Raw genomic sequence first — 8412 nt, 5'->3', positions numbered from 1 at the left:
CGAGCTGATCTGGCAAAACACATGGCAAACACGCCGGGATGTCGAGGTCGCGGTGTTCGAATACATCAACGGCTTCTACAACCCGCGCAGGCGCCATTCAGCATTGGATGGCAAATCACCCGTGGCGTTCGAAAAACTCGCCGCATAACATGAGTAACACACCGGAACAGAAACGGTGCAAGTCCAACCGCTTCTCGAGGAATACGATAGCCTTTCAGGCGCGGCATTTCGGCTGGTATCATCATGCCAAAACGCTCGATGCGCCCGGAGGCTTTAGCGCGTTTGCAATGCCGTGCTAAACTATGTGTCGCTCTACACTTGTGTCGCTAAAAAGACCCGCAGTTTGCTGCGGGTCTTTTGCGCTTTTGCGGCTGGGTTTCAGGTGGTGCGTCCCGGTGCTGACCGGGCGCGCAGCTGGCGCGCACCCGATCTGCGGGCTTTACAGGTCGGGGCGTTTTTTCACACGCTTGAGGGTGTCGCCGAAATCAATTGACGGCTTGAGTACGACAACTTCGCCGGGCGGAGTCGTGGGGTCCTCGACGCGCCGGGCGATGATTTCCGCCGCCGCCCGCCCGATGTCGAGACGATGCGCATCCATCGTCGCAAGGCTGCGCGGCAACCCGTCCAAAAGCTCGACGCCGTTGAACCCAGCAAGACCGATCTGCGCGGGGATGTCGATGCCCTTTTCCAGCAGGTACAACAGCCCGCCGGCGGCGATCATGTCATTGGAATAGTAGAGGAAATCAAGCTCGGGGGAGCGCGCGAGAATCGCTTGCGTCATTTCGCGCCCTTTCAACAGCGCCGAGCCACCATCGTAAAATTCGCTATCGGCCACTTCGAGACCGGATTTTGCCAGCGCTTCGGTGAAACCTTCGAAGCGTTTGCGCGCACGGTGGTCGAGGGGCATTTTGGTCCCGAGAAACCCGATTTTCTGATATCCTGCCTCGACAATGGCGGTGGCCATATGGCGCCCTGCGCGGCGGTGGGAGATGCCGACCATCGAATCAATCGGTTCGCCGTCCACATCCATGATTTCAACAATCGGAATGCCCGAGGCCCCCAGCATCGCCTTCGCGGCCTCAGTGTGTTCCAGCCCCGCGATAATGACGCCGGACGGGCGCCACGACAGCATTTCGTAGAGCACTTTTTCCTCGCGCTCGGGACTGTAATTCGTGACGCCAACCACGGGTTGCAATTCTGTGTCCTCAAGGATCTGGGAAATCCCCATCATCACCTCGGGAAACACCATGTTCGACAGGGAGGGGATGATCACCGCGACAAGATTGACACGCGACGAGGCCAGCGCCCCTGCAATTTTATTGGGCACATAGCCCAAAGTCTTGGCGGCTTCGAGCACCTTGGCGCGCGTGGCTTCCGACACATCACCACGATTGCGCAGCACGCGGCTGACGGTCATTTCCGAGACGCCAGACGCCTCGGACACATCGCGCAGGGTAAGTGGGCGCACGGCAGGCGTCGGGTTTTCGCGGGTCACTTGGGTCTTCCTCGGAATTTCATCTATCGGCGTAGTAATACATGGAAAAGAGGGCTTGTCCAAAGGAACGCGCTTGGCTATGATAGCGCTAACAGAGGGCCGCGTGCCCGCATAGTTCCGGATCGTCCTGCAAGCTCTCTAAGTCTCAGCGCGGTTTCGGATAAAGGGGGAGCGGTGGGCCAAAACGCTCCCCCATTTCTGTTTTACGGCTCTATCACTCTGACAAGTTAGACAAATCCCTTGCTCTCACAGGGGCAATCCCCCAAAAACACGTCTATCGGCCCCGTGGCTCAACTGGATAGAGCAGCCCCCTCCTAAGGGGCAGGTTACTGGTTCGAATCCAGTCGGGGTCACCAATTTGACATCGCGCAACAGGAACGGGGCACGCGCCGTTGGCTTTAAGTGTTGCGGGGCGCGGCTTTGGTAGTGAAGTTTGGTGGTGTAAAAGTTGACGGCAGATGCGCGACGATAAACTCGATGCGATGACAGAGGTAGCGCTGGCCGCGCTGTCTGATCCGGACACCGGACCTGCGCGCGCATTGGTCCGCGATCTCGCGCTGGGGTGGCCACAAGCGCCGGCTCTGGCCATTTGCTTTGCGCTGACGACAGCGGCCAGCCGTGTCGAGGATGAATTCGTATCCAAGACAGCGTCGCGGGGCTTTCGCTTGGCGGCGATGGTGGCGGCGGATTGTTTCGCGCTGGAGGCCATGGGGCGCACGCCCGCGACCTGCGAGGACCTGTTGTTGTTCTGGCGCAGGGTCGATCCCTACTTTCTTGAACTTTAAAGCATCCGGATCACATCGCGCGGGACGGATAGCATATAGCCTTGGCGGGCGATGTTTTTGACCAGCAGCTCGCTGACCATCTGATTGCCCAGAGAATCGCGCAGGCGTTTGATGCGGGTGGCCCCTGCGGCTTCGTCACAATCGGCGGCGGTGCGCCCTGAAATCACCGCTTCGATCTGGGCACCGGACATGACGTCCTCGTCCATCCGTGCCTCCGCCAGCACCGAAAGCGTTTCGATTGCTGCAGGCGTCAGTTTGAATTCCATGTTATTGAGGTAGACGGTATTCTCGGCGCGCGAAATCAGCAAGGAGGACACTTCGATGCCCTGCCGCTCGACTTCGCCCATGCGCTTGTTCAGTCCGATGATGGTCAGCAAAAAGACCAGCGCAGCGACGAGCAAGGCGGTAGCAAAGACCAGCAGCACGAAAATCACCATCCGGTAGCTTTGCAGGATTTGCGCAAAACTCGTGCCCGACTGCGCGAGGATTTCCAAAAGCTGGATATCGCTGCCCGAGGTCAGCCCGTCGTTCTCAATAAAGATCTGTTCGACGCGCGCATTAAAGACCCCGGCATCGGGCAGGTTCACAAACAGCAGCACGGCCGCGATCAGCAGGATCAGCACCACCGCGCCCATGCCAAGGGCAATCACCCGCGTGCCGTGGCGCGTATCAATAGCGGAGGAAGTAGTCACCGGCACTGGATTTCACCTCATCAAGTTTATCGGGGCCAAAGACCGATAGCACATTGAGCAACACCCAGCCATCACCCGCAAGGCGCGGGGCAAGCACTTTGGCGGCACCTTGCTTGGAGCACGCCGCATCGCTGACCTCCGCGACACCGTAGTGCAGCTTGAGCGGGTCATCGCGCTTGGCTTTGTAATCGGCAAAACAGGCCGCCTGCGCCGCGCCCGCCGTTCCCAATGCAAAGAGCATGGCGGCAATCAGCGCGGTGGACGTGCGGGGGGAATGATGTGGTTTCATACCCGACTGTCTGCGCCAAAGCGGGTTGCTATTCAATAACAACGGCACGCAGAGCGCGGGTTATCCTATGACATCCCGCTGTTATTGCCCGATTTTCGTGAATTGGTCCAAAGCTGACCCATCAGCGCCTCCCGAGGGCGGCGCGTCACTTCCACGAAGAGGTCAGGCCCATGCATATGCTTTCAACATCCCGTTCCACGCCCCCCAGGGCACCCCGCCGCACGCCGCGCTTTGTGGCCGGTCTTGTGGCTTTTTCCATGGCGATGAGCGGTCTGGCTGCAACGCCCGCCCGCGCTGACGAGGCCGATGTCGTGAAAGCGCTGGGCGGACTATTGACGCTCTACGTGATCGGCAAGGCCGTGAGCGATAGCAAAAAATCCGCCTCCAAACCCGACCCTGTAAAGCCCAAGCCGCCCAGCCGCGATGACGACCGCTGGCCCCGGGACGGGCAGCGGGATGATCGCGCCAACAATTGGGACATTCCCGCAAGCTGCTTGCTGTCGGTCAACAATATGCAAGCGCGCCATTGGAACGCACCGCAACGCACCGTGGTCGATGCGCATTGCCTGACAAGCCAGCGCCGCTCGGCCCATCCGTTGCCGGTCGCTTGCGAAGACACGCTGCGCGATTCGCGGGGGCGTCACGACATCTACGACCTCGGGTGTCTCAACAACTACGGCTACTCGGTGACGACGACCACCGCGCGTCGCTAAGCCGTTCGAATACGCGGTGACCCGTGTCCCCATGGGCCGCGTCAACTGGGGCAGGTGGAGATCCATCTGCCCTTTTTTACTTGCGAAAGGGCGGATTGCGCGGTTTCAACGGCATATGAAAACAGTCCCTGATTTTACCTTCGAGATGGCGGCACATGCCCGTGGATACACCCGAATCGTGGGGGTGGACGAAGTCGGCCGTGGTCCCCTTGCCGGACCTGTTGTGGCCTGCGCGGTGCGCCTTGACCCGAATCGCATTCCTGCGGGTTTGAATGATTCCAAAGCATTGAGTGCCAAGCGGCGCGCAACGCTGGCGGCGGAGATTATGGCCCTGGCCGATGTGTCCATCGCGCAGTGCACCGTTGCGGAGATTGATGAAATCAACATCCTGCAGGCGTCTTTGCGGGCGATGGAACGCGCGGTGGCCGGGCTGCGCCACCGCGCAGATTACGCGCTGATCGACGGGAACAGGATGCCCGCAGGATTGGGAATCGCGGGCGAGGCCGTGGTCAAAGGCGATGCGCGGGTGTTGTCGATCGCTGCGGCGTCGATTGTCGCGAAAAACTGGCGCGATGCGCTGATGGTTACCCTTGCGCAACAGCATCCGAATTATGGATGGGAGCGCAACGCGGGCTATGGGACAAAATTGCATCTAGAAGGCTTACGAGAATTTGGTGTCACCCCTCACCATAGGCGTTCGTTCAAACCGGTACACAATATCTTGTATCAAGATTAAATCGTAAGGCACTGATTCAATAAAGAAATTGACCACGAATCCCAAATGACTCATCTTTGATCTCATAACGTGACCCCGAAAAGGGGCGCATCCGACGCCGAAAAACGGCGCGAAAAACGAGGCAGTAGATGAAAACCAAGACCCCCAAGGTGGCCCCCGTGCTGCCTTTGAACGAGATATTGGCCGGTGATTGCATCGAGGTCATGAACAGCCTTCCCGAAGGCTCTGTTGACCTGATCTTTGCGGACCCGCCCTATAACCTTCAGCTGCGCGGCGACCTGCATCGCCCCGACAATTCCAAAGTCGACGCAGTGGACGATGCTTGGGATCAATTCGACAGTTTCAAAGTCTACGACAGCTTCACCACCCAGTGGCTTAAGGCCGCGCGCCGCATTCTCAAGCCGAATGGCGCGATTTGGGTGATCGGATCGTATCACAATATTTTCCGCGTTGGGGCGAGCCTGCAAAACGAGGGCTACTGGATTCTCAACGATGTGGTGTGGCGCAAATCCAACCCGATGCCGAACTTTCGCGGCAAGCGCCTGACAAATGCCCATGAGACGATGATCTGGGCGACCAAAACCGAAGGTGCCAAATACACCTTTAACTACGAGGCGCTCAAAGCCCTGAACGAGGGCATCCAGATGCGCTCCGATTGGGTGCTGCCGATCTGCAATGGCGGCGAGCGGCTCAAGGATGACAACGGCGACAAAGCCCATCCCACGCAAAAACCCGAAAGCCTGCTGCACCGCATTCTGGTGGGCTGCACCAATCCCGGGGATGTGGTTCTCGACCCCTTCTTTGGCACAGGCACCACCGGCGCTGTCGCCAAGATGCTGGGCCGCGATTACATCGGGATCGAGCGCGAGGACAAATACCGCGTTGTGGCCGAAAAGCGCCTGTCGCGGGTGCGCAAATACGACAAGGACGCGCTGGCTGTCTCCACCTCGAAACGCGCCGAGCCGCGTGTGCCCTTTGGCCAATTGGTCGAGCGCGGCATGCTGCGCCCCGGTGAGGAACTGGTGTCGCTGAACGGTCGTCACAAGGCCAAAGTGCGCGCCGATGGCACGCTGGTGGGCAATGACATCAAAGGGTCGATCCATCAGGTTGGTGCCCATCTTGAGGGCGCGCCCTCGTGCAACGGCTGGACCTATTGGACGTACAAGCGCGATGGTCAACAGGTGCCCATCGACTTGCTGCGCCAACAAATCCGCGCCGAGCTGAACTAAGCAGCGCCTTTCCATCAGATTTCACAAATTCGGTTCGAGCGGTCCGTCGCTCGTCCCAACAAGGCTACCGCCGATGCTTGGGTCCTGACTCTCCAAGCATCCCCCTTGCCCTGTCCGCGTTTGCGCTGGCAGGGCCTTTTTTTGACCCTAACCCCCGGTTTTGAGCCACATGTCTACAGGCGGGGCAGGGGATTGGTGCCAGCTTTATAGGCGCTCCAATCCTCGATATGGGGGTAATATTTGCGCCGCCATGCGCGCACCAGGGGGTTCATGCGCCGCCGCCACAGCGGCGGGATCATCGCCAGCGTTGTCATCAGCGGATAGCCGTGCGGAAGCTGCGGGGCCTCGTCTTCGGCGTAGGTTTGCAACAAGGGAAAGCGGCGGTCGGGGCGGTAATGGTGATCGGAGTGGCGTTGCAGGTTGATCAACAACCAATTCGACGCGGTCTGTGCGGAATTCCAGCTATGGCGCGGTTTGACCCATTCGTATTTGCCGTTGCCCAAATGCTCGCGCGTCAGCCCGTAGTGTTCCACATAATTGGTCAATTCCAACTGCCAGATGGCGACAAAGGCCTGAAACAGGAACCATCCCAGCCCTGCAACACCGCCCACCAGCAGCGCCGCTATCAGAAAGGCGCATTGCAGCGCCCAATAGCGAAAATGCGGATTGGCGGGGGACCAGGGCGACAGACCGCGCCGCGCGAGCATCGCAGCCTCCGCCTGCCAGGCCGAGCGCGGACATTCCCGCAGTACACGCCAGAAATAGCGGTGGAACCCTTCGTTATACAATGCCGTGACCGCATCGCGCCGGGTGCCCACATGGCGATGATGTACCAACAGGTGCTCGGTGCGAAAATGCGAATACATCACCGAGGCAAGCAACAAATCCCCCAGCCAGCGTTCCAGCTTGCTGCCCTGATGGAGCAATTCATGGGCATAGACGATCCCGATGGATCCCGAGGACACGCCAAGGCTGAAGAACAGCACCAGCTTTTCCCACCAGACCAGATGGTCCGACCAACTGGCATAGGCCAGTGTCGCGAAGATCAGGCAGAGTTGCACGGGAAACCAGATCAGTGTCACGGCACGATACCATGTCAGCGCGCTGTCGGGGGTTTCGATATCGGGATTTGCGTCGTTCTGGCCCAGGGCGACATCCAGAAGCGAGGTCATCCACCAGGCGTAGGCGGGCACGAGGAGCGGCCAGGCGCCCCCCAACCGCGCGCCGATGAGGACAAGCGGAACCACGCCCAGCGACATCCAGAAGGGCAGGGCATTGCGGGGGCTGATCTGGGCTCTGTTCATGGGACCTCCGGTACCGGATTAACGGGCCGCTTGTGCGATGCCTGCGCATTGTCCGAAGTCGCTTGCGCAAGGTCAAATGCCTTTCGCATCAGCGTTGGCAAATCTGCGGCGCGAAAGCGGCTGTCGGGGATAAAAGTGCCGCGCGTGGGGTTCTTTTGGCCTGCGTCGGCGGTGTGCACCTCAAGCAGCAGGTGAAAATGGGTGAAGGTGTGTTTGACGGTGCCGATGCTGCACCAGTCGGCCTCGAAGGGGGGCGCGGGTGCCGGGTCTTGTGACCAGTCGCTCGTCGGAAAGGCCAGCATGCCCCCCAGCAACCCCCTTTCGGGGCGCGTTTCCAACAACCAGTCGCCCGACGCGTTGCGGGTGACATAGACCTCGCCCCGACGCGTCGGTTTCACCGCTTTTGGCACTTTGCGCGGCAGGTCGGCCTGTACACCAGCCGCCTGCGCCGCGCAGCCCGCGCGCCACGGGCAAATGCCGCAAGCAGGATTGCGCGGTGTGCAAATGGTTGCCCCCAGATCCATGATCGCTTGGGCGTAATCACCCGGGCGCTGGGCGGGCGTGAGGCGTTGCGCGAGCGCGGTAAGTTCGGGCTTTGCAGTCGGCAGCGGCGTCTCCACCCGAAAGATGCGCGAGATCACCCGCTCGACATTGCCGTCGACAACGGTTTCGGGCAGGTCGAACGCGATCGAGGCGAGTGCCGCGGCGGTATAGGGGCCAATGCCCGGAAGCTGTAACAATCCCGCCAGACTGGCCGGAAACCGGCCCTCCAGATCACGGCTGACCACCCGCGCACATTTGAGCAAATTGCGCGCCCGCGCGTAGTACCCAAGCCCCGCCCAAGCGGCCATGACATCGGCGTCCTCGGCAGCCGCCAGATCGTCGACGGTCGGCCATAAAGCGATAAAACGCCTGAAATAGTCTCTAACGGTGGCCACTGTCGTCTGCTGCAGCATGACTTCGGACAACCAGACGGCATAGGGGTCGGGGCGCTGACCTGCGCGTCTGTCGGCGGGGCCAACACGCCACGGCATGGCGCGGGCATGGGTGTCGTACCAGTCCAACAAGCTCTCGCTCCGTTCACTTTCACGCAATCTTTAGCCCCCCATTTCCGCTTCTGTCTGGTATGCAGCGACGATGCCCGTACAATAGGGTCAAACAACGGATAG

The 8412-nt window shown here is 60.1% G+C and carries 10 protein-coding genes and 1 tRNA gene; 6 read left to right on the top strand and 5 right to left on the bottom strand.

Going from position 1 to position 8412, the window contains the following annotated elements; all coding sequences use genetic code 11:
• A partial coding sequence (locus AQS8620_RS16185; RefSeq protein WP_143267567.1) for an IS3 family transposase occupies positions 1-148 on the top strand: 148 nt, incomplete at its 5' end.
• A 291-nt stretch (positions 149-439) separates the two neighbouring features.
• On the opposite strand, the gene AQS8620_RS16180 is transcribed toward AQS8620_RS16185, so the two are convergent.
• The gene (locus AQS8620_RS16180) at positions 440-1495 is read right to left on the bottom strand and encodes a LacI family DNA-binding transcriptional regulator (protein WP_234990524.1); all 1056 of its coding nucleotides are present in this window, start codon (positions 1493-1495) and stop codon (positions 440-442) included.
• Between the two features lie 279 nt (positions 1496-1774).
• Between AQS8620_RS16180 and AQS8620_RS16175 the strand changes: the two genes are divergently transcribed.
• Positions 1775-1851: transfer RNA gene (locus AQS8620_RS16175), tRNA-Arg, on the top strand.
• 102 nt (positions 1852-1953) lie between these two features.
• Positions 1954-2280, top strand: coding sequence for a hypothetical protein (locus AQS8620_RS16170; protein WP_085838059.1), 327 nt, complete (start codon positions 1954-1956; stop codon positions 2278-2280).
• On the opposite strand, the gene AQS8620_RS16165 is transcribed toward AQS8620_RS16170, so the two are convergent.
• Entirely contained in the window at positions 2277-2978 is a 702-nt protein-coding gene (locus AQS8620_RS16165; RefSeq protein WP_143267566.1) for a winged helix-turn-helix domain-containing protein, read from the bottom strand. The genes AQS8620_RS16170 and AQS8620_RS16165 overlap by 4 nt on opposite strands.
• Positions 2950-3261: a hypothetical protein gene (locus tag AQS8620_RS16160; RefSeq protein WP_085838058.1), complete on the bottom strand. Its 312-nt coding sequence runs from the start codon at positions 3259-3261 to the stop codon at positions 2950-2952. The genes AQS8620_RS16165 and AQS8620_RS16160 overlap by 29 nt, the downstream gene beginning before the upstream one ends.
• Before the next feature lie 170 nt (positions 3262-3431).
• Here AQS8620_RS16160 and AQS8620_RS16155 point away from each other — a divergent pair, with 170 nt between their 5' ends.
• The 3 genes from AQS8620_RS16155 to AQS8620_RS16145 all read left to right on the top strand — a co-directional run bounded on the left by AQS8620_RS16155 (position 3432) and on the right by AQS8620_RS16145 (position 5939).
• On the top strand, positions 3432-3974 hold the full coding sequence (locus AQS8620_RS16155) for a hypothetical protein (protein ID WP_143267565.1): 543 nt from the start codon (positions 3432-3434) through the stop codon (positions 3972-3974).
• A gap of 115 nt (positions 3975-4089) precedes the next feature.
• Positions 4090-4710, top strand: a complete 621-nt coding sequence (gene rnhB, locus AQS8620_RS16150) for a ribonuclease HII (protein ID WP_085838056.1) — start codon at positions 4090-4092, stop codon at positions 4708-4710.
• 128 nt (positions 4711-4838) lie between these two features.
• Positions 4839-5939 (top strand): site-specific DNA-methyltransferase, encoded by a 1101-nt coding sequence (locus AQS8620_RS16145; RefSeq protein ID WP_085838055.1) that lies wholly within the window; start codon positions 4839-4841, stop codon positions 5937-5939.
• A 173-nt stretch (positions 5940-6112) separates the two neighbouring features.
• On the opposite strand, the gene AQS8620_RS16140 is transcribed toward AQS8620_RS16145, so the two are convergent.
• On the bottom strand, positions 6113-7243 hold the full coding sequence (locus tag AQS8620_RS16140) for an alkane 1-monooxygenase (protein WP_085838054.1): 1131 nt from the start codon (positions 7241-7243) through the stop codon (positions 6113-6115).
• Positions 7240-8337, bottom strand: coding sequence for an A/G-specific adenine glycosylase (mutY, locus tag AQS8620_RS16135; protein WP_085838053.1), 1098 nt, complete (start codon positions 8335-8337; stop codon positions 7240-7242). The genes AQS8620_RS16140 and mutY overlap by 4 nt, the downstream gene beginning before the upstream one ends.
• Positions 8338-8412 lie beyond the last annotated feature (75 nt).

The sequence above is a fragment of the Aquimixticola soesokkakensis genome (assembly GCF_900172375.1).
Classification (GTDB): domain Bacteria; phylum Pseudomonadota; class Alphaproteobacteria; order Rhodobacterales; family Rhodobacteraceae; genus Aquimixticola; species Aquimixticola soesokkakensis.
Note: the sequence above shows the minus strand (reverse complement) of the source record. Positions and strands in the feature narration are given on the sequence as shown.